This is a genomic window from Aquabacter sp. L1I39 (assembly GCF_017742835.1).
Lineage (GTDB): Bacteria > Pseudomonadota > Alphaproteobacteria > Rhizobiales > Xanthobacteraceae > L1I39.
On sequence record NZ_CP072392.1, the window covers coordinates 1,917,885 to 1,939,094 of the forward strand.

Consider the following 21,210-nt stretch of genomic DNA (forward strand, 5'->3'; position numbering starts at 1 on the left):
GTCGCGTCAGGCAAGGAAATCCAGCAGGGCCGCCAGGGTCTCGTCCGGCCGTTCCTCCTGGAGGAGATGGCCGCACTCCAGAGGTCCGCCGCGCACGTCCTCCGCCTTCTCCCGCCAGGTGGCCAGCACATCATAAAGCTCGCCCACCACGCCCTTGGCGCCCCATAGGGCCAGCAGCGGAGCGGTGATCCGCCGATCCCCGTCTTCCGCGTCATGGGCGAGGTCGATGCCGGCGGCGGCGCGATAATCCTCGCAGATGGCGTGGCGGGATGCGGGGTCCAGATAGCAGCGCAGATATTCAGCGAAGGCGGCGGGCTCGGTGGCCCCGGGCGTGCGGGTCTGACCGGCCAGATGCCGGGTAAGGAAATATTCCGGGTCCGCCGCGATCAGGCGCTCGGGCAAGGGCGCGGGCTGGATCAGGAAGAACCACCAGAAATAGCGCGTCGCGAAAGCCTTGTCGGTGCGCGCATACATGGTGGCGGTGGGCGCGATGTCCATGACGCAGATCTTGTCCACCGCCTGCGGCCAGTCGAGCGCCATGCGGTGGGCCACCCGTCCGCCCCGGTCATGCCCCACCACCGCGAACCGCTCGAAACCCAGCGCTGCCATCAGGCGCACCTGATCCCGTGCCATCTCGCGCTTGGAATAGGCCACATGGTCCGGCCCGCCCTCGGGCTTGGAACTGTCGCCATAGCCGCGCAAATCGGGCGCGATCACGGTGAAACGGCGGGACAGGCGGGGCGCGATCTTGCGCCAGGTGATGTGCGTCTGGGGATGGCCGTGGATGAGCAGCAGCGGCGGTCCTTCGCCGGCGCTCGCCACACGCAGGTCGAGGCCGGGCTCAAGCGCCACATGGCGCAGGCGGAACCCGTCCATGAGGGGCGCGGGGCCGAGATCGACGATCCGCGCCTCGTGCATACCTGTCTGTGTCACTGGGGCCTCCCGCTTCGAGCCGTTCGGGTGCCCTTTGCCGGGCGGGGGGAGACTGCCATGGCCCGGCCGCCCCGTCCCATGCCATTGCGGCATCAAATGATTGCCGGAAACGAAAGCGGCGCCGGTGGAGGCCACCGGCGCCGCTTGCAGGAAGGATGAACCCGTCAGTGGCTCTCGGGCGCCTTCTTGGACTTCAGGAGGGCGATCGCCTCGCCCACGAAGCCGCGGCGGAAGAGCGACACCACGATCACGAAGATGACACCCTGGATCACCAGCACCCATTCGCCGAAGCCGGCGAGATAGTTCTGCATGGTGACGATGACGGCGGCGCCCACGAAAGGACCGAGAACGGTGCCCATGCCACCCACCAGCGTCATCAGGATCACTTCGCCCGACATGTGCCAGGACACGTCGGTGAGAGAGGCGAGCTGGAACACGATGGACTTGGTGGAGCCGGCCAGCCCCGCGAGCGCGGCGGAGAGCACGAAGGCGAGCAGCTTATACTGGTTCACCCGGTAGCCCAGCGAGATGGCGCGGGGCTCGTTCTCGCGGATGGCCTTGAGCACCTGACCGAAGGGCGAGTGGATGGTGCGGTAGATGATGGCGAAGCCGATCACGAAGATCGCCAGGACCACATAATAGAGGTTCAGGTCCTTGGTGATGTCGATGAAGCCGAACATCATCCGGCGCGGCACCGCCTGCAGGCCGTCCTCGCCACCGGTGAAGGGAGCCTGGAGGCAGAAGAAGAAGAACATCTGCGACAAAGCCAGCGTCACCATGGCGAAGTAGATGCCCTGGCGGCGGATGGCGAGCAGGCCGGTGATGAGGCCGAGCAGGGCAGCGGACGCGACGCCCGCCAGGATGCCCAGCTCGGGCGAGAAGCCCATGATCTTCACCGCATGGGCGCAGATATAGGCTGACCCGCCAAAGAACATGGCGTGGCCGAACGAGAGCAGGCCCACATATCCCAGCAGCAGGTTGAAGGCGCACGCGAACAGCGCGAAGCACAGCACCTTCATCAGGAAGACGGGATAGACCAGGAACGGCGCCACCAGCAGCGCGGCAAGCGCGACGCCCACCAGGATGGTGCGGGTGGCGTGCGAGGTGGTGCCTTCGGCCGAGGCGAGGTTGGAGGAGGCGGAGGTCATTCTTTCCTCACTTCGCGGTGCCGAACAGCCCTGCGGGCTTGATCATGAGAACAATGGCCATGATGACGAAGATCACGGTGGAGGAGGCTTCCGGGTAGAAGACCTTGGTGAGGCCCTCGATCACGCCGAGGCCGAAGCCGGTGATGATGGCGCCCGCAATGGAGCCCATGCCGCCGATCACCACCACCGCGAACACCACGATGATGAGGTTGGAGCCCATGGTGGGGCTCACCTGATAGGCCGGGGCAGCGAGCACGCCTGCGAGCGCGGCCAGGCCGACGCCGAAGCCGTAGGTGAGCGTGATCATGCGCGGCACGTCGATGCCGAAGGCCTGCACCAGTTCCGGCCGCTCGGTGGCGGCACGCAGATAGGAGCCGAGCTTGGTGCGCTCGATCATGAACCAGGTGGCGAAGCACACCACCAGGGAGGCCACCACCACGAAGCCGCGATAATTGGGCAGGAACATGAAGCCGAGATTGGTGCCGCCCGGCAGGGGATTGTCATAAGGCAGGCCCGACGAGCCGTACTGCCGGCGGAACAGGCCCTCGATGATGAGGGCGAGGCCGAAGGTCAGCAGCAGGCCGTAGAGATGGTCGAGATGATAGAGCCGCCGCAGCAGGGTGCGCTCGATGATCATGCCGACGATGGCGACCACGATGGGCGAGAGCACCAGCGCGCCCCAGAAGGGAATGCCGGCATAGTTCAGCAGCATCCAGGCGCCGAAGGCACCCATCATGTACTGCGCGCCATGCGTGAAGTTGATGACGTTCAGCAGGCCGAAGATCACCGCGAGCCCGAGGCTCAGCATGGCATAGAACGCGCCGTTGATCAGGCCGAGCAGAAGCTGGCCGAAAAGCGCCTGTGGGGCGACGCCGAGAAGCTCGAACATGGAGATGTCTCTGTCAAATGGCAGGCGGGCCGGCGTGACGCCGGCCCGCGGTTCGGCTGATCAGGTCTTCTTGACCAGCGGGCAATCGCCCTGGTCGAGCGGACGGAAGGCCTCGTTGGCGGGGATGGTCGCCTTGAGGCTGTAATAGTCGTACGGGCCCTTGGACTCGGACGGCTTCTTGACCTCGAAGAGGTACATGGGGTGGATCTGGCGGCCGTCGGCGCGGATTTCGCCCTTGCCGAACAGCTTGTCGTCGGTGGGCATCTTCTTCATCTCAGCCACGACCGCGGTGCCGTCCTTGGCCGACTTCAGAGCCGCGACGGCCTTCAGATAATGCAGCACGCCCGAATAGACGCCGGCCTGCACCATGGTCGGGTACTTGCCACCGTTGGCGGCCGCGAAGTCCTTGGTGAAGGCGCGGTTCGCGTCGGTCATGTCCCAATACCAGGCGGAGGTCAGGTTCAGGCCCTGCGCCGTCTTGAGGCCGATGGAGTGCACGTCGGTGAGGAAGATCAGCAGGCCGGCGAGCTTCTGGCCGCCGGAGACGATGCCGTATTCCGCCGACTGCTTGATGGAGTTGATGGTGTCGCCGCCGGCATTGGCGAGGCCGATGATCTTGGCCTTGGAGCCCTGCGCCTGCAGCAGGAAGGACGAGAAGTCGGAGGTGTTCAGCGGCACGCGCACCGAGCCGACCACCTTGCCGCCATTGGCCTTCACAACTTCGGACGTGTCACGCTCAAGGGCGTGGCCGAAGGCATAGTCCGCGGTGAGGAAGAACCAGCTGTCGCCGCCATTCTTGGTCACGGCCTTGCCGGTGCCGTTGGCGAGCGCCCAGGTGTCATAGGTCCAGTGCACGGTGTTGGGCGTGCAGGCCTTGCCGGTGAGGTCCGAGGTGGCCGCGCCGGAATTGATGAAGACCTTGTTCTTTTCCTTGGTCACGGTGTTGACCGCGAGGGCGACGCCAGAATTCGGCACGTCGACGATCGCGTCCACGCCTTCCACGTCGAACCACTGGCGGGCGATGGAGGTGCCCACGTCGGCCTTGTTCTGGTGGTCGGCTCCGACCACTTCGACCTGGAGGTCCTTATTGGTGGCGGCGAAGTCCTCGACCGCCTTCTTGGCGGCCCAGACCGAACCCGTACCGCCGAGGTCGGCATAGAGGCCCGACTGGTCGTTGAGGACGCCGATCTTGACCTTGACCGGGGTCTGGGCGCTGGCGGCGCTGACAGCGAACACGCTGGCGGCCGCCATGAAAATGGCTGCGAGACGCATTGTTTCCTCCTGCCGGCAAATGCCGGCCGCGATGTCGAGATACTCTCGGTTCAGACGCCGAGCAGACTTTCGAGACGCGCCGCGTTCTCCGCGATCTTGTCGTTGGGCACCATGTCCACGACACGACCATGCTCGACCACGTAATGGCGGTCGGCCACGGTTGAGGCGAAATGGAAGTTCTGCTCCACCAGGAGAACGGTGAAGCCCTTCTTCTTCAAGGTCCGGATGATCTCGCCGATATGCTGGACGATCACCGGGGCAAGACCCTCGGTCGGCTCGTCGAGCAAAAGCAGCTTGGCGCCGGTGCGCAGGATGCGGGCGATGGCCAGCATCTGCTGCTCGCCGCCCGAGAGCTTGGTGCCCTGGCTGTACTTGCGCTCTTCCAGGCGCGGGAACAGCTCGTGCACCTCGTCCAGCGTCAGGCCGCCGGGCAGCACCACTGGCGGCAGCAGCAGGTTCTCGCGCACGTTCAGGCTCGAGAAGATGCCGCGCTCCTCGGGGCAATAGGCGATGCCGAGGCGGGCGATATAATTGGGGGCGAGACCGATGGTCTCGGTGCCCTGATAGGAGACGGAGCCGGAGCGCTTGCGCAACAGGCCCATAATGGCGCGCATGGTGGTGGTCTTGCCGGCGCCGTTGCGGCCGAGCAGAGTCACCACCTCGCCGGGATGGATGTCGAACGACATGCCATGCAGGACATGGCTTTCGCCATAATAGCCCTGGAGATCTCGGACCTGGAGCAGGGGGGTGGAGGTCTCAGCCATCTCAGTGCACTCCGTGCCCGGTGCCCATATAGGCCTCGACGACCTGCGGGTTCTTCGACACCTCGGAATAGGGACCCTCGGTGAGGATCTCGCCGCGGGCGAGCACCGTGATCTGGTCCGACAGGTTGGCGACCACCGAAAGGTTGTGCTCCACCATCAGGATGGTGCGGTTTTCCGACACGCGCTTGATGAGGTCGGCCGTGCGGGCGATGTCCTCGCGGCCCATGCCCGAGGTGGGCTCGTCCAGCAGCAGCATCTCCGGGTCGAGCGCCAGCGTGGTGGCGATCTCCAGGGCGCGCTTGCGGCCATAGGGCAGTTCCACCGCCAGATGCCGGGCATAGGTGGTCAGGTCCACTTCCTTCAGAAGCTCCATCGCCCGGTCATTGAGCGCGTCGAGGGAGGTTTCCGACTTCCAGAAATGGAACGACGTGCCGAGCGCGCGCTGCAGGGCCACCCGCACATTTTCCAGCACCGTCAGATGGCCGAATGTGGCCGAAATCTGGAACGAGCGCACCATGCCGAGCCGCGCCACGTCCGCGGGCCGCGTGCTGGTGATGTCGCGCCCATTGAGGCGGATCGAGCCGCGCGTCGGCTCCAAGAATTTGGTGATCAGGTTGAAACAGGTGGTCTTGCCCGCCCCGTTCGGCCCGATGAGGGCATGAATCGTGTGGCGCCGGATCCGCAGGTCAACATTCTTGACCGCAGCGAATCCCTTGAATTCCTTGGTGAGACCCTTTGCCTCAACGATGTAGGGCACGTCTGAGACGCTGACCATATCGCTTCCAATGCCCTCGCTAATCCATGGCCGGGCGCAGGGCGCACCCGACACTCCCATTCCGCGCACCTTGGCCAGTGCTTATGATTTTAACGCATAACTAGCATGCACAGATCGGTGGTCAATATGGGGAAATGAAGAATTTGAACGAGCGTCCGATTCCTGTGGAATAACGCTGCCGATCCCGCCTGGACCGCCGGGTGCGGCTTTCCGGCCGCTGACCCAGCGTCGCCGCCTAGCATGGGCGCGGACGGGAGGCTAGTCCCCGCCCGCCCCGCGTGCGGGCGCTTCCGCAGCGGCATTCCCGAACGCGCGGCCTGCGCGCTCAATGGCGCCCCGGCATGGGGTCACTTCCCCGTGACGGGCGGTCTTCCGGTCGCCTTCGGGCGCGGCTTGCGGGGCGCAGGGGTGGTGGTGGCCTTGCGCGACTGCACCGCCTTCATGTCGTCCGCCTTGGACTTCGCCACGGCGGGCTTGGCTTTGACCATGGACTGCTGCGCGGGGGAGTCATTGCCTGCAGGCGCCGGCGCGACCGCGACGGGGACCGTCTCGCGGGGCGTGCGGGCCTGGGCGTGATAGGCCTCGTTGGGCCGCATGTCGGTGGCTGCTGCGATGCGGTTGGACATGTTGAAGAAGGCGGTCACCGCCGAAATATCCCAGATGTCCCGCTCGCTGAAGCCCGCCGCGCGCAAGGCGGCGCGGTCGGCCTCCTCCACCTCCCACGGGCGTTCGGTGAGCTTCACCGCGAAGTCCAGCATCGCGCGCTGGCGGGCATCGAGCCGGGCGGCGCGATAATTCATCACCATCTGTTCGCCCAGGATCGGGTCGCCGGACAATTGACGAACAGCCGCGCCGTGGGCGGTGAGGCAGTAATAGCAGCGGTTCACGCTGGAGACCGCCACGGCGATCATCTCGCGTTCGAGCTTGCTGAGGCCGGAGGGGGCCAGCATCAGGTCGTTATACATGCCCGAGAAGGCACCGAGCTTGGCGAGGTCGAAGGCATAGGCCTCCAGCACGTTCGGAACGAAGCCGATCTTCTCCATGCACTTGTCGAAATAGGCCTGCGTGGGGGCGTCCAGTTCGGTGCGCGAAAGGCCGAGGGCGATGGCTGGCTGGTCGTCGCGGACCCGAGCGGGAGGGGCGGCTTGGGGGATTGCCTTCGCCGTGGGCGCGCCTTTGCTTTCGGCAGGTTTTCCCTGCGTCTTCTTCGGCTTGCCTGACTTAACCTGGGAGGTCATGGTGAGGCCCTTCTTGATGTTGCGTCATCGTCCCATCGCGGTGGTGTGCCACATCGGGAGACGCAATGACGATAGGGGGGGCGGAGTGCCTTTGTCCCCCGATCGCGCCGGGGACAACGGGGAGTGCGTCATGAACGTCCAGGCCAATCAATCCGCCAACAAGGCGACCGGGACAAACGAGCGTATTGCCGCAGCGGTGGCTCTTCTGGAAGACGGCGTGCCGGAGGCGTTCGCCCGCGCGCTTCTTAGCGGCGCGGCGCCGGAGGACGTGGCGGCGCTCCAGCCAGAGGCCCTCGTCTGCCTCGTGCGCGAGGCCTATGCCCATCTGCGCCAGCGCCCACCGGGCCGGCAGGACGTGAAGGTCTTCAACCCCGACTGGCCCGGCGCGCCTGCCATCACCGTCATCGAGGCGGTGAATGACGACATGGCGTTCCTGTTCGATTCCGTGGCCGGCGAATTGTCGGACCGCGGCCTCGAGCTCAAGCTCGTCTCCCATCCCATCCTGGCGGTGGAGCGCGACTCGAACGGCGCCCTCACGGCGCTCGATGCCAACCTGCACGAGGCCGAGGGGCGACACATGCCCCATGAGAGCTTCATTCACCTGCATGTGCAGCGCATCGACAGCGAAGCGGACTGCGCGGATCTGAAAGCCGCCCTCGACCAGACCCTCGACGACGTCCGCGCCGCCAATCGCGACTTCGTCGCCATGCGCAATGCGGTGTACGAGGTCTCGAAGGGCTATCGCCGCGAGGCGCGGCCCTATGGCGACGAGGAGCGCGAGGAAGCGGCCGATTTCGTCGAATGGCTGGTGCTGGACAATTTCACCTTCATCGGCGTGCGCACCTATCGCTTCACGGCCGATGGGGGCTTAGAGGCGGATGCGCAGAGCGGCCTCGGCATCCTCAAGGACCCGCAGGTGCGCGAATTGCGGCTCGGCGACGAGGCGGTGGGCGATTCGCCCGAGAGCCGGCAGTTCCTGAGCGACGAGGTCCCCCTCGTCATCACCAAGTCGAGCCTGCGCTCCCGCGTCCATCGCCGCGCCTATCTCGACTATGTGGGCGTGAAGCTGCACGACGGGCAGGGCAAGCTGGTGGGCGAGATGCGCATCATCGGCCTCTTCACCTCCAACGCCTACACCCATTCCGTGCGGCAGATCCCCTATCTGCGGCGCAAGGCGGAGAGCGTGTTCTCCAGGGCGGACCTGGAGCGGGAGAGCCATTCCGGCAAGGCGCTTGCCACCGTCCTTGAGACCTATCCCCGCGACGACCTGTTCCAGATCGAGACCGACCAGCTCCTGCGCTACGCGTTGGAGATCCTGTCGCTCTATGATCGTCCCCGCGTGCGTGTCCTGCCGCGGATCGACCCCTTCGACCGCTTCGTCTCGGTGCTGGTCTTCGTGCCCCGCGACCGCTTCGATAGCGCCCTGCGCGAGCGCATCGGCGACCGTCTTGCCGGTGCCTTCGGCGGCCATGTGGCGGCCTTCACCCCCACCTTCCTCACCGATGTGCCGCTGACCCGCGTCCAGTACATCATCGGCCGGCGAGAGGGCCGCACGCCGGTGGTGGACCGCGCCGAGCTTGAATCCCAGGTGGCGCACGATGTCCTGTCCTGGCCCGAACGCCTGCGCGACGCGCTGCGCGACGCCCATGGCGATGCCGCCCCCGCCTTGATGGCGCGCTATTGCGCAGCGTTCGGCGCCGGCTATGTGGCCTCCACCTCCATCCCCACCGCCATGGCCGACATTGAGCTCCTGGAGCGCCTGTCGCCCGAACGGCCCATCGCGCTGGACTTCTTCCGGCGGGAGGAGGACCCGGCCACCCGCATCTCCCTGCGCCTGCTCTCCCTCGGCCAGCCGCTGCCGCTCTCGGTGCGGGTGCCCATGCTGGAGAATATGGGCCTGAAGTCCATCAACGAGCGCACCTACCGCATCGTGCCCACCCTCAACGGGGAGGAGACGACGCCGTCATGGCTGCACGAAATGTCGCTGGAGCGCACCGATGGCGGCACCATCGACGTGACCGGCGCCGCCGAGCGGATGGAAGACCTGCTCACCGCCGTCCTGCGGGACGAGGCGGAGAATGACGGCTTCAACGCGCTCGTGCTCGATACCGGCCTCGACTGGCGGGAAGTGGCGCTGGTGCGGGCGCTTGGGCGCTATCTGCGCCAGGCCGGCATCGCCTACAGCCAGGACTATCTGTGGACCACCCTGGTCGGCCACAAGGACGTGGCGGCGCAGATCGTCGCCCTGTTCCACGCCCGCTTCGACCCGGCCCTCGCCCAGGACGAGGAGGCCCGCACAGCCCGCGAGACGCCGATCCGCGAGGCCATCGAGGCGCGGCTCGCCGATGTGTCGTCCCTGGATGAGGACCGCATCCTGCGGCGTTTCGTGAACCTGGTGGACGCGGCGCTGCGCACCACCTTCTACCAGCGGGACGGGGAGGGCCGGGTGAAGCCGGTCATCGCCATCAAGTATTCCAGCCGCAAGGTGGAAGGGCTGCCCTTGCCGCGCCCGCTCTACGAGGTGTTCGTCTATGCGCCGCGCGTGGAGGGCGTCCATCTGCGCTTCGGCAAGGTGGCGCGCGGCGGCCTGCGCTGGTCCGACCGGCCGCAGGATTTCCGCACCGAGGTGCTGGGTCTCGTGAAGGCGCAGCAGGTGAAGAATGCGGTGATCGTGCCGGTGGGTGCCAAGGGCGGCTTCGTGCCCAAGCGCCTGCCCGCCGGTGGCTCGCGCGATGCCATCCAGGCGGAGGGCATCGCTGCCTACGAGCTGTTCGTCTCCAGCCTCCTGGACATCACCGACAATCTGGCCGGCGGCGCGGTGGTGCATCCCAGCCAGGTGACCATGCTCGACGGCGACGATCCCTATCTGGTTGTGGCGGCGGACAAGGGCACGGCCACTTTCTCCGACATCGCCAACGGCATCTCCCAGAAGCACGGCTTCTGGCTGGACGATGCCTTCGCCTCCGGCGGCTCTGTGGGCTATGACCACAAGGCCATGGGCATCACCGCCCGCGGCGCGTGGGAGGCGGTGAAGCGCCATTTCCGCGAGATCAACGTGGATATCCAGACCACCCCCATCGCGGTGGTGGGCGTGGGCGACATGTCGGGCGACGTGTTCGGCAACGGCATGCTGCTGTCCAAGGCGCTGAAGCTGGTGGCGGCGTTCGACCACCGCCACATCTTCATCGATCCCCATCCCGATCCCTCGCGCTCGTTCGTGGAGCGCCAGCGCCTGTTCAACCTCCCCCGCTCCAGCTGGGCGGACTATGATGCGAGCCTCCTCTCCGAGGGTGGCGGCATCTATCCGCGTTCGGCCAAGAGCATTCCCCTCTCGCCCCAGGCCCGCACCGTCATCGGCCTCGACAAGGCGGAGGCAACCCCGGCTGAGGTGATGAGCGCGATCCTGCGCGCCCAGGTGGACCTTCTGTGGTTCGGCGGCATCGGCACCTATGTGCGCGCCGGCTCCGAGACCGACGCGCAAGTGGGCGACAAGGCCAATGACGCCATCCGCATCGCGGCCTCCGAGCTGCGGGTTAAGGTGGTGGGCGAGGGCGCGAACCTCGGCATGACCCAGCGCGGGCGCATTGAGGCCGCGCGTCGCGGCGTGCGGCTCAACACCGACGCCATCGACAATTCAGCCGGCGTCAACACCTCCGACGTGGAGGTGAACATCAAGATCGCCCTGTCCCTCCCGGTGGCGGAAGGGGTGCTCTCTGCCCCGGACCGCGCGGCCTTGCTCGGCCAGATGACGAACGAGGTGGGCAACCTGGTCCTGCGCAACAATTACGCGCAGACGCTCGCCCTCTCCCTCGCCGAGCGGGCCGGGACCTCGGACCTCGCCTTCCAGCAGCGCCTCATGCAGATGCTGGAACTGCGGGGCGAACTGGATCGGGCGGTGGAATATCTGCCGACCGACGCCGAAATCCAGGAGCGCCGCTCGCGCGGGGAGGCCCTCACCCGGCCGGAACTGGCGGTGTTGCTCGCCTATGCCAAGCTCTCGCTCTATGACGAGCTGCTCACCTCCGACGTGCCCGACGATGCCTTCTTCGAGGGCGACCTGGTGCGCTACTTCCCGCAGGCTCTGCACCAGCGCTTCCCCACTGCCATCGATCACCACCGGCTGCGCCGCGAGATCATCGCCACGGGCCTCGCCAATGCGGTGATCAATCTGGGGGGGCCTGCGGCCATCGCCCGGGTGGCGGACCAGACGGGCGCGGATTCCGCCTCCATCGTGCGGGCCTTCGCCATCGTCAATCACAGCTTCGGATTGCCCTGGCTCTATACGGCCATCGACGCCCTCGACAACAAGATCGACGGCAAGGTGCAGCTCGGCCTTTACGGTGCGCTTCAGGAACTGCTGCTCAGCCGCACCATATGGATGCTCCGCAATGTCAGCGCCAGCGCGAGCATTGCGGACGTGGTGAAGGAGTATGAGGCCGGCATCTCGGCGCTGTCGGGGGTGCTCGATGCGAGCCTGCCCATGGCTTGGCGCGCCTGGCGTGACCGGGAGGTGGCGGCTCTCATCGAGAAGCAGGTGCCGGACGCGCTGGCGCGGCAGGTGGTGCTGTTGCGGGCGCTCGGGGCAGGGACGGACATCGCCCTTCTTTCCCAGACCACCGGGCGCACCATTGCCGATGCGGCGCCCACCTTCTTCGCGGCAGGCCGCTACTTCGCCGTGGACGAGATCGGCCAGGCGGCGCGGGGCATTGTTGCTCCCGATTATTACGACCGCCTCGCGCTCGACCGCGCCATGGGGCAGGTGGAGACCTTCGTACGGCAGGTGACGGTGGAGATCCTCGCCACCGGTCTGTCGGGAGACGAGGCCCTGGAAGCCTGGGTGACCCGCCGCCGCAAGGAGGTGGAGCGCACCCGCGCCACTGTCCAGGATATCGTCGCCTCCGGCCTGACGCTGTCCAAGCTGACGCTGGCGGCCAACCTGCTTGCGGACCTCACCCGCGCCTGAGGAAACCAAGCCGGCGGGTGATGCCCGCCGGCTTCCTCCGCCCCGCTGCGGGGCATATCTCAGATGCCGGACCTCAGATGTCCATCTGCGCGGCATAGGCAGGCGTGGGGCGGATCATCGAGACCGCTGCCGGCTGATATCTCCGGTGCTGTGGCACGGGCAGCGGGGGGATCTGGCCTTCGGTCTCCAGGCCGTAGCCCAGGCGGGGCAGGTCGAAGCCCGCGGCGGCCGCCTGGAGAAGGGCCTCTTCGGCCGGTCCCCAGTCTGCCGCGCAAAGCTGGGACTGCCGCTCCGACGTGTTGCGCCCGATGGCGGTTGAGGGCAGCCAGCGCCGGTGCAGCACCGGCAGGCCGATAAAGGCGGAGATGCGCCCGAGCTGTCCCGGCATGTCCAGGCACATTTCCTCGTAGCGCAAATGGAGCACGTCCGAGCGCCGGCCCCAGGCGGAGACGTGGGCGCACCAATAGGCCGGCGGCGTCAGCCGTCCTTCCGGATCGCGGCTGCTGGGGCTGGCGAGATAGTCGGTGAAGCTGAGGGTGGGCGCGATCTGGTGGCGCGGCTCGTGACCCTTCCGGTCAAAGTAGTATTGCGATCGCAGGACGTCCCTGGGATTGCGCACGATGTGCAGATGAAAGGCGCTGGAATAGCAGGCGGTCGCGGCCACCCAGTGCAGGTAGGAATGCCAGGGATCACGGCTGTGGGTCTTCTCGCCGAAATGGCGCTCATGGCTTTTCAGGACCACCGGCATGCGCCCGAGGCGGGAGAAGAAGTCCTCCTCAAGCTGGAACCAGTCCCGCGCCACCTGGAAGTTCTGTAGCAGCGTGTCGATAAGGAAATGGGTGCCGGAGCGGCGGTGGGACTGAACGATGATGGCGGGCTGCAGGATGCCCTCCTCGCAGTCGCCGATGCCGCCCAGAAAAGCGCCCTGGTTTCCGGCCTCGTGGCGGCGGCTCTGTCCCCACTTCACCGCGGACCACGCACGATGAACCTTCCGCGTGAATGACACCATGGCTTCAGTCCAAGAAGAGGCTTCAACTACAGCCGTACGCCCCCCGGCGCCGTAACATTCCCGACGCTAGCGGAAAGGCTCTCCCTGGTTAAGAACTTGCCGGGTAATGAAAAGAATCGTTTCATTTCCCGTTTACATTGCAGCAATGCGCAGCCTTCCCTAGAGCGCGCTCCGATCAGATTGAATCAATCTGATCGGTGAATCGCCCTCTCACTCATTGAGAGAGAATGCGTGATCCGATCAGTCTGCGGTGCAGGCTGATCGTCGCATGCTCTAAGGAAGGCGCTGTCCCTGGCAAGACTAAAAGAGCGGCGGCACGATGCCCACCGGAAACTTGCCCAGCTGGAGCACGCCCTGGCGGAAGGTGATGGCGAAGGTGGAGCCCTTGCGCCCGGCCACGTCGCCCGACTTTCCCGCCAGCGCCAGAGCGCCCACGATCGGTGCGATCTCGGGCGCGATGACGCCGCTGCGGGATAGGTTTTTGAGGATCTCCTCCACGCCGGCAAAGCCCAGATTGACCGCGCCGTTGAGCCGGCCCTGCGGATCCACAGACAGGGTGCCGCTGGCCGAGAGGGCAGCTTTCGGGGTCGTCACCTCGAAGGTGTCCAGGCGGAAGGTGCCGCCAGCCTCCGCCCAGGCGCGCAGCCGGTCGCGGACGGGCATGGGGCGCATGTCGTCGGCGGCACTCACATTCCCCTGCACCTTCATGTCGAGCGGACCAGGCGCGCCGGCGGCGGCCAGGGTGGTGCTCTCCGCCCCACGCACCCCGGCGGCGAAGTCGACCCCGTCGCGCCCCGTGCCGGTGGCTGGCGTGCGGCGGGCATGGACCTCCAGGTGGCTGGCCGAAAAGCCGGGAGTGGGGGCCGCGCCAGCCGCCAGGATGAGGTCGAGCTTGGGCTGCTCGATAACGATGGACATGCGCTGCGGGCGACCGCTGGCGTCACCCACTCCGCTCATCTGGAGCAGCGACCAGCTGGCATCATAGACGCGGCCGGAGGCGAGGTCTTCCACCCGGGCCGGGGAGGCGAATTCGGCCACGATATGGTTGGGCGCCCATACCTGGGCGACCGCATGAGCGCGGGCGGCGGTGATTTTCAGCGGATCGCCGCCCTGTGTCTCCAGCGAGGGCGCGCGGCAGACGAGCTCGAAGCGGAAGGGGAAGCCGGCGAGGCTGCGTTCCGCGCATCCCCATGTCCGACCCACCCGCGCCTCGCGCTTCAGCCAGGCCTCGATCTCCGCTTCCGCCCGATGGGCGGCGTAGAACCACAATCCGCACCAGGCGGCCGCGAACAGAAGAAGCAGGCCGAGGGGCACCGCGACGATCCAGGGCTTGCGGCGGCGGGGCGCGGCTTGCGTCGAGGTCATTCGCCTTCCTCTGTGCATGGCACATTTGTGCTTGGGACTTGCGGGCGGGGGAAGGCGCTGTTAGGCGACGGTGCGGCCCCTTTGTCAATGCACGCGATGGCGACTTCCCTCCAAACCGACCCCTCCAGCGATGATCGCTGGGTGTTTGCCTATGGTTCCCTCATGTGGAACCCGGGCTTTTCGTTCGTGGAGCGGGCCGAGGCGCGCCTCCTCGGGGCGCACCGTTCGCTGTGCATCTATTCCACCCACCATCGCGGCACGGCCGAGCAGCCGGGCTTGGTATTGGGGCTGGACCTCGGTGGCTCCTGCCGGGGTATCGCCTATCGGGTGGCGCCGGAAAACTGGGAAGAGACCCATGCCTATCTCACGGCGCGGGAGCAGATTTCCGGCGTCTATCGGGAGGCGACGCGGCGCGTGATGCTGCTGGACGGCAGCGAGCGGCGGGCGCCGGCGGTGGTCTATCTGGTCAATCGGGGCCATCCCCAATATGCAGCGGGGCTCGATCGGGAAGCCCAGCTCCACCTGGTGCGTCGCGCCCATGGCAAGTCGGGTCCGAACCGCGACTATGTGCTCGCCACCTGCGCGGCGCTGGAAGGCATGGGTCTCAGGGATGCGGGGCTGGAATGGATCGCCCAGCATCTGCGCCATCAGGTGCCCGGCTGACGCTGCTGGCGGGAAGGGGGCGCCACAGGCAGCCCCGGCATTTCCTGCCGGCGCGAGGCCCTTCGTTGCGGCCCATCCGTCAGGCCATTGTTCCCGGACGGACCCCGCGCAGCCCATCGGCGGGCGCATCCCTATGGCCGGCCTGACCTGGCTTTGGCGGCCGGCCTGAAGGGGCAGCCGCTGCAGGGTGCGCCGAAGGTGCCGGCCTCAGCCAGCTTCCCTCTCCGGGTCCGGCAATCCAGCCGCGTCAGGCCGCGTGGCGACGGCTGAGTTCGCGGGGACGGGGGGCGGCAGCAGGCCGGAAATCGGGAAAGGCCGGCTGGGGAGACAGAAAGGGCTGGAGCCCCGCGGGCGGCGCCTCGCCAAAGACGTGAATGTGGATTTCTTCAGCGAGGAACCGACGCGCAGCCTCTCGCGCGGCCTCGCCCGCCGGACCCGCCCACAGGGCGATGGGACCGGCCGGGGTGCGGCGCGCGACCACCGCAATGGCGTCGGGATAGTCCGGCGCCTCATGGGTCGCATAGACCGAAAACACGTGGCGCTGGCCGTCTGCGTCCCGCCAGAAACGGAAACGCGGACCAAGCGGTCCCTCCTTCAGTCCGGAGAGCCGACCGGCGTCAACAAGAGGCACGAGGAGCGAATCAGTCGCGTTCATGAGAACGAAACTAGAACGGGCCGATTCGCCGATCAAGACTTTTCCACAGGCCGGGAAAACGGGGATAATTTTAACTTAAGCGGCCGGGCTTCCCCGCTCCAGCGGAGGCTCTGCCGCACCCCCCGTCGGATCCTCGCCCAGCTCCGCCCGGCCCTGCGCCACCAAGCGGGCCGTGGCAGCCTCAATGTCGCGCTCGACCCGCGCCATGAACACGCCGCGCGGCAGATTGGCGGGGATAGGGGGCAGGATCTCCACCCGCACCGTGCCCGGGCGCAGCGGCCCCTTGCGCGGCCAGTAGAGGCCGGAATTCAGGGCCACCGGCAGGCAGGGGGCGCCGAGGCTGCCATAGAGATGGGCGACGCCGAACTTGTAGGAGGGCGGCGCCCCCACGGGACGGCGGGTGCCCTCCGGGAAGATCAGGATCTGCCGCCCCTTGGCGATCTCCAGCTGGGCACGCTCGGTCATTGTCTTCAGCGCAGCGGAGCGGGCGCCCCGGTCGATGGGAATGAAGCGCGCCTTGGCCACGTACCAGCCGAACAGCGGGATCCACATCAGCTCCCGCTTCAGGATGAAGGCGGGATCCTCGAACAGCGGCAGGAGGGCAATGGTCTCCCAGGCTGACTGGTGCTTGGCGGCGATGAGCAGCGGGCCGGGGAGGATGTTCTCGCGGCCCTTCACCTCCATGCGCACGCCGGCCACCGTGCGCAGCAGGAAGATGGTCGTGTGCGCCCAGACGAGCACAATCAGCTTCCACATGAAGCGGCGCGGCATCAGCGGCAGGAACGGCACCATCACCAGCATGTAGAGGAAGGTGCTGGTGAAAAACGACAGGTGAAACAGGAACGACCGCAGACGGTTCAAGGCAGGGCCCCCGTGCCCGATGGAGGAACTCAGCGGGTGGCCGAGGCCTGCGGTCCTTCCGGACGCGGCGCTTCGGCCGGCGCGACCGCCTGGGCGGGACGGATCTTCGCCTGCGCCATCATGTACTTCAAATATTCCTTGAGGAGGAGCTTCGCGGTCTGCGGCTCCGTCCACCATTGAGCATCCAGCATACGGTCGGTGACCACCGGGTAGGGGATGAGCTCCACCTCGGGCAGCATGCGGCCCATCTCGAACAAGGCGCGCGGCATGTGCCAGGTGGAAGTGACCACCAGCAGCGAGCGGAAGCTGCGTGCCCGCGCCCATTCCGCCGCCTCGATGGCATTGCCCCAGGTATTCAGCGCCTTGTGGCCGATATCGACGCAGCATTCCATCAGCGCCGGGCTGGCCGGCAAGGTGCGCCGCAGTTCGTCGGCGGTGGTGGTGCGGTTCACGCCCGTGATGAGCAGGCGCTTGCCATAGCCGTCCGCCAGCAATTGCACCCCGTCATTGAGCCGGGAGGCGCCGCCCGTGAGCACCACGATGGCATCGGCGGACCGCAGCGCCACCGGCTCGCGCGCGGAAATGCGGGTCACGAACACCATGAAGCCGGCGACGAAGGCCAGGGTCGCCAGGCCCAGCACGGAGCCGAGCGCCAGCGCCGCCACACGCAGGCGGCGGTGGCGCCCCCGCTGGCGCGGGGCGAGGCCGAGGCCTTCGCGGCCGGGCGCGGCAGGAGCTCCCTTGCTTGGTCTCATCGGTGGAAAATGGATGCCGAATGCGGCAATGCCGAGGAAAGACAGGCGCTTGCGTTCATTGGATGGCCCGCAGCGTCCGGTAGACGGTCACCCGGGAGGTGAGCGCGGTCACGGCGGTCACCAGCAGCACGGACAAGGCGATGCCGCCGAAGCCCCACAGGCCCGGCGCCAGCCAGGTGAGAATGGATGGATTTTCCGGCTCCCCGCCCAGCCCCAGGCTTGGCAGGCTGGCGATGGCGAGAAACAGGAAGGTGGCCGCGAGTCCACCGATCAGACCGCCCAGTGCCCCGATCTTCAGGAAGTGGCGCTGGAACTGGGCGGCGATGAAGCGGTCGCGGGCGCCCACGAAATGCAGCACCTCCACCACCGCCCGGTTGGTGGCCACCGCCGCGCGCGTCGCGAACACCACGGACAGCACCGTGGCGGTGCCCACCAGGATGAGAAGGCCGAGGCCGGTGATCATCACCCCCTCGGCCATGGCCGACAGGCGCCGCGACCAGCCCCGGTGGTCATCCAAGGTGGCGGTGGGGATGCGGTCGGTGAGGGTGCGTCGCAGGCGGGTCAGGTCTGGCGGGCTCGATCCATCGATGCGCAGCACCAGGATCCGGGGTACCGGCAGGTCCGAATAATTGAGGCCGGTTCCGAGCCAGGGCTCCAGCAAGCGGCTGGTCTCGTCGCCGGTCAGCACATGCACGCTGGCAATGCCCGGGGTGCGGCTCGCCAGGTCCTGGGCGGCCTTCACCTGGGCATCCACGGTCGCCGGATCGCCGGCGCGGATCTGGATGGTGACTTCCCGGCTCACATCGCCGCGCCAGGTCTGGGCGGTGGTGCGCACCGCCATGACGGTGCCGACCGTCAGGCTGGCGAGGAAAGTCATGATGGCCACCACCGCCACCAGCGCCCGTCCCGCCACGGTGGCCCGGGGCACGATGGAGGCCTGCGGCCGCGCCCGGCTGCCCCGGGCGCGCTCGGCGCCGTCCTCGGTCTCGGTGCGGGCTGTGTCAGTCATAGACATAGAGCCGTCCGTCGGCGATCACGAGGCGGCGGGCGTCGAACTGGTCCATGAGCGCGATGTCGTGGGTGGCCAGCAGCACCGAGGTGCCGGATTTGTTCAGCTCCACGAACAGGCGGAGCAGCCGCCGCGCCAAAGTGGGGTCCACATTGCCCGTGGGCTCGTCCGCCAGCAGGAATTCGGGCCGTCCGATGAGGGCGCGGGCGATGGCGGCACGCTGCTTCTCACCGCCGGAGAGCACGGGGGGCAGCACATGCATGCGGTCGCCGAGGCCCACCCAGTGGAGCAATTCGGTGACTTCCCCCCGATAGGAGGATTCATCCTTGCCGAGCACGCGCAGGGGCAGGGCCACATTCTCATAGGTGGTCAGATGGTCCAGCAGGCGGAAATCCTGGAACACCACCCCGATGCGCCGGCGCAGCACCGCCACCTCGTCGGGATCCAGAGAGGACACATCGCGCCCGAACAGCGTGATGAGGCCGCGCGTGGGCTTCAACTGGAGGAAGAGCAGCCGCATGAGCGTGGTCTTTCCGGCGCCGGAAGGGCCGGTCAGGAACTGGAACGAATTGGGCTCGATGCCGAAGGTCACGTCCTTCAGCACTTCCGGACCCATGCCGTATCTCAGGCCGACATTCTCGAAACGGACCAACGTCTCCACCTTCAGCGAATCGCGCGACGCTGCAAGCCTCAAGCATAGCCCGAGTGCGCGCGCTTGAGGACATGGCTGCGCATGCCTTCGCCCGCAATGCTTTACGCCAGCGGCGGCCCGGTCCATTCTCGCCCCCCTATTCGAGGGAAGCCATGTCCTTGCCACCGGTCAAAGTTCTGTATGACGAGCACCGCATCGCCGCGCGCAACACGGAGTTGGCGCGTGAGATTGCGGGCCTGAACCTGGAGAAGATGCTGGCGGTCGCGATCCTGAAGGGGTCGTTCATGTTCGCCGCCGACCTGATCCGGGCGATCCATAATGCCGGACTCGCGCCGGAAATGGAGTTCATGCACCTGTCGTCCTACCGCAAGGCCACGGTCTCCTCCGGCCAGGTGGAGATCCTGCGCGACGTGGAAAGCGACGTGCGCGGCCGCGACGTGCTGCTGATCGACGACATCCTGGAATCCGGCCGCACGCTCGCCTTCGCCAAGGACCTGCTGATGGCGCGCGGCGCCAACCGGGTCTTTGTGTGCGTGCTGCTGGAGAAGCCGGGCAAGCGCGCGGTGCAGATCGACGCGGACCTTGTTGGCTTCGAATGCCCGGACGTGTTCGTGGTGGGCTACGGGATGGATGTGGCGCACGCCTTCCGTCAATTGCCCTTCATCGGTCACATCGAGGGGCTGGAATAAGCCTCTAGAGCATGCGCCGATCAGCCTGCACCGCAGGCTGATCGGATCACGCATTCTCTATCAATAAGTTAGAGGGCGATTCACCGATCAGATTGATTCAATCTGATCGGATCGCGCTCTACCGGCGGCCGGTAGGGCCGCAGCAGGCCCAGCCCATAGGCAAGGAGCGTGGTGGCGGGCACCGTCACCACGCCGCCCAGCACCACGAAGGCCGGTGGCAGCAGCCAGAAGGACAAGGCGGTGCCGCCCGCCGCCATCAGCGCCACCAGCGCCAGCCGCCCCATCTGGTAGGGCAGGCGGATATAATATTGCGAGATCAGGTGGATGACGAGCGTGCGCACGCTCTGCGCCACCAGCGTCGAGGCAATGGCGCCCGCCACCCCGTAGCGGGGGATCAGCACCAGATAGAGCCCCACCACGATGGCTGCGCCCAGCAGGTTCGTGAAAAGCGGAATGAAGCCGTCCTTGCGCAGGTAGGAGCCGAGCTCCAGCAGGCTCCCCATCTCCTGCACCACATAGACCATGGCGAGCCACGGCACGAAGAGCGCCGCCGCATGATAGGCCGGCGGCGTCATCACATGGATGACCAGCGGCCCGCCAAGGCCCACGATGACCCCGCCCAGGATGGTGATAGCGATGCCGATGCCCACCACATGGGCGCTGCGCTCCACCCCATAAGGCTCCCGCAGCACGATGAAGCGCTTGGGGAACCACCACATGTGGAAGGGCTGCAGCAGCACGGCCGTGATCGCCCCGAGCCGGACGGCAACGCCGTAAAGGGCAAGCTCCGCCGTGCCCACGTCATCGGCCAGGAACCAGCGGTCGAGGCTGCCGAGCGCGAACATGGCCAGTGCCGAAACCAGGAGCGGGCCGGAATAGATGGTCAGCGGCCACCAATCGATGCCGCGGATGCGCACCCCCGTTTCCCGCAGCACCACGATGGCGGTCGCGACCCCCTGGAAAACCGCTGCCAGCGCCATGGCGCTCAGCACGCCCATGAGGCCGTATCCCGCCATGAGCAGCGCCACCGACAGGGTGGCGAAGATGACCGAGCGGCCAACGGACAGGACGAGGAAGGTGCCCGCCGCGCCCCGGATGCGCAGCCAGGTCAGGGCCACGCCCAGAAGGCCCTCCATGGAGAGGGACACCACCAGGAGCCGCACCTCGTTCGCGCTGGGATTGCCCGGCATGAGCCGCGCGATCTCCCCCGCCATGACAAGGCCGAGCGCCCCCAGCACGGCGGAGGTGAGGATGGCCACGGCGAAGATGTGGGCGCAGACCTCCCGCCGCTTCTCCCAGTCGTCATGCAGGCCGACAAAGCGCGACAGCGTGGTGGGCAGAGCCAGGGAGAACACCACGCCTCCCACGTCCGCCAGCGCCATCAGCACTTCCAGCCGTCCATATTCGCTGAGCGGGAGGAAATGGGTGTTCACCGGCAGGAGCGCGAGGCCGATGGCGCGCATGGCGATGAGACCAAGCGCGTAATAGAGGCTCTCGCGCAACGGCCCGGGTTTCCAGAACAGGCTGGCGCGGGCGATCAGGCGGGAGAGCATCGGGCAAGGTCTCGCGG

At 67.0% G+C, this 21,210-nt stretch carries 17 protein-coding genes and 1 pseudogene; 3 read left to right on the top strand and 15 right to left on the bottom strand.

The genetic code is table 11. The features are described 5' to 3' along the window. Positions 1-6: 6 nt before the first annotated feature. The 7 genes and pseudogenes from J5J86_RS08335 to J5J86_RS08365 form a co-directional block, all read right to left on the bottom strand. Positions 7-876 (bottom strand): alpha/beta fold hydrolase, encoded by an 870-nt coding sequence (locus J5J86_RS08335; protein ID WP_247658449.1) that lies wholly within the window; start codon positions 874-876, stop codon positions 7-9. A 221-nt stretch (positions 877-1,097) separates the two neighbouring features. Next, positions 1,098-2,081: a branched-chain amino acid ABC transporter permease gene (locus J5J86_RS08340; protein WP_209104426.1), complete on the bottom strand. Its 984-nt coding sequence runs from the start codon at positions 2,079-2,081 to the stop codon at positions 1,098-1,100. A gap of 7 nt (positions 2,082-2,088) precedes the next feature. Beyond that, positions 2,089-2,970 (bottom strand): branched-chain amino acid ABC transporter permease, encoded by an 882-nt coding sequence (locus J5J86_RS08345; protein ID WP_209104427.1) that lies wholly within the window; start codon positions 2,968-2,970, stop codon positions 2,089-2,091. A gap of 60 nt (positions 2,971-3,030) precedes the next feature. Beyond that, positions 3,031-4,242 carry an ABC transporter substrate-binding protein gene (locus tag J5J86_RS08350; RefSeq protein WP_209104428.1) on the bottom strand — a complete coding sequence of 404 codons (1,212 nt, stop codon included), beginning with the start codon at positions 4,240-4,242 and terminating at the stop codon, positions 3,031-3,033. Positions 4,243-4,292: 50 nt separating this feature from the next. Continuing rightward, positions 4,293-5,006, bottom strand: coding sequence for an ABC transporter ATP-binding protein (locus tag J5J86_RS08355; protein WP_209104429.1), 714 nt, complete (start codon positions 5,004-5,006; stop codon positions 4,293-4,295). 1 nt (position 5,007) lies between these two features. Then, complete coding sequence (locus J5J86_RS08360) at positions 5,008-5,781, bottom strand: ABC transporter ATP-binding protein (RefSeq protein WP_209104430.1); 774 nt, start codon at positions 5,779-5,781, stop codon at positions 5,008-5,010. Positions 5,782-6,341: 560 nt separating this feature from the next. Further along, positions 6,342-6,824: pseudogene (locus J5J86_RS08365) on the bottom strand (peroxidase-related enzyme); the annotation flags it as partial. A gap of 325 nt (positions 6,825-7,149) precedes the next feature. On the opposite strand from J5J86_RS08365, the gene J5J86_RS08370 reads away from it, so the two are divergent. Then, positions 7,150-11,982, top strand: a complete 4,833-nt coding sequence (locus tag J5J86_RS08370) for an NAD-glutamate dehydrogenase (RefSeq protein WP_209104431.1) — start codon at positions 7,150-7,152, stop codon at positions 11,980-11,982. Between the two features lie 73 nt (positions 11,983-12,055). Here J5J86_RS08370 and J5J86_RS08375 read toward each other — a convergent pair whose 3' ends face one another. Further along, complete coding sequence (locus tag J5J86_RS08375) at positions 12,056-12,991, bottom strand: sulfotransferase domain-containing protein (protein WP_209104432.1); 936 nt, start codon at positions 12,989-12,991, stop codon at positions 12,056-12,058. A 300-nt stretch (positions 12,992-13,291) separates the two neighbouring features. After that, positions 13,292-14,356 (bottom strand): DUF2125 domain-containing protein, encoded by a 1,065-nt coding sequence (locus J5J86_RS08380; protein ID WP_209104433.1) that lies wholly within the window; start codon positions 14,354-14,356, stop codon positions 13,292-13,294. Positions 14,357-14,452: 96 nt separating this feature from the next. Between J5J86_RS08380 and J5J86_RS08385 the strand changes: the two genes are divergently transcribed. Continuing rightward, positions 14,453-15,019, top strand: a complete 567-nt coding sequence (locus J5J86_RS08385) for a gamma-glutamylcyclotransferase (protein WP_209104434.1) — start codon at positions 14,453-14,455, stop codon at positions 15,017-15,019. A 247-nt stretch (positions 15,020-15,266) separates the two neighbouring features. Here J5J86_RS08385 and J5J86_RS08390 read toward each other — a convergent pair whose 3' ends face one another. The 5 genes from J5J86_RS08390 to ftsE are packed head-to-tail and all read right to left on the bottom strand — an operon-like array spanning position 15,267 to position 18,951. Beyond that, positions 15,267-15,710: a hypothetical protein gene (locus tag J5J86_RS08390; RefSeq protein ID WP_209104435.1), complete on the bottom strand. Its 444-nt coding sequence runs from the start codon at positions 15,708-15,710 to the stop codon at positions 15,267-15,269. Positions 15,711-15,749: 39 nt separating this feature from the next. Beyond that, complete coding sequence (locus J5J86_RS08395) at positions 15,750-16,535, bottom strand: lysophospholipid acyltransferase family protein (protein WP_247658235.1); 786 nt, start codon at positions 16,533-16,535, stop codon at positions 15,750-15,752. Positions 16,536-16,564: 29 nt separating this feature from the next. After that, positions 16,565-17,290, bottom strand: coding sequence for a YdcF family protein (locus tag J5J86_RS08400; RefSeq protein WP_209104436.1), 726 nt, complete (start codon positions 17,288-17,290; stop codon positions 16,565-16,567). A gap of 55 nt (positions 17,291-17,345) precedes the next feature. Then, entirely contained in the window at positions 17,346-18,299 is a 954-nt protein-coding gene (locus J5J86_RS08405) for a cell division protein FtsX (RefSeq protein WP_209104437.1), read from the bottom strand. Then, on the bottom strand, positions 18,292-18,951 hold the full coding sequence (gene ftsE / locus J5J86_RS08410; RefSeq protein ID WP_209104438.1) for a cell division ATP-binding protein FtsE: 660 nt from the start codon (positions 18,949-18,951) through the stop codon (positions 18,292-18,294). Before ftsE ends, J5J86_RS08405 begins: the two co-directional genes overlap by 8 nt. Before the next feature lie 152 nt (positions 18,952-19,103). On the opposite strand from ftsE, the gene hpt reads away from it, so the two are divergent. Beyond that, the gene (hpt, locus tag J5J86_RS08415; protein WP_209104439.1) at positions 19,104-19,640 is read left to right on the top strand and encodes a hypoxanthine phosphoribosyltransferase; all 537 of its coding nucleotides are present in this window, start codon (positions 19,104-19,106) and stop codon (positions 19,638-19,640) included. An 80-nt stretch (positions 19,641-19,720) separates the two neighbouring features. On the opposite strand, the gene J5J86_RS08420 is transcribed toward hpt, so the two are convergent. Next, entirely contained in the window at positions 19,721-21,193 is a 1,473-nt protein-coding gene (locus J5J86_RS08420; protein ID WP_209104440.1) for an oligosaccharide flippase family protein, read from the bottom strand. Positions 21,194-21,210 lie beyond the last annotated feature (17 nt).